Genomic DNA, 237 nt, shown 5'->3' on the forward strand with positions numbered 1-237 from the left:
TGTGGCTCGAATAGTTAGTACAGGTGGTACGGATTCTGGCAGCACAGGTGGTACAGATTCCGGCAGCACAGGTGGTACAGATTCCGGCAGCACAGGTGGTACAGATTCTGGCAGCACAGGTGGTACAGATTCTGGCAGCACAGGTGGTACAGATTCTGGCAGTACAGGTGGTACAGATTCTGGCAGTACAGGTGGTACAGATTCTGGCAGTGCAGGTGGCGATATCATCCCTGTTTT

The 237-nt window shown here is 52.7% G+C and carries 1 protein-coding gene; it reads left to right on the plus strand.

Annotated features, from left to right (window positions below; genetic code table 11):
- On the plus strand, positions 1 to 237 hold a 237-nt coding region (locus tag A3729_RS33000), incomplete at both ends, for a hypothetical protein (protein WP_197475819.1).

The sequence above is a fragment of the Oleiphilus sp. HI0043 genome (genome assembly GCF_001634935.1).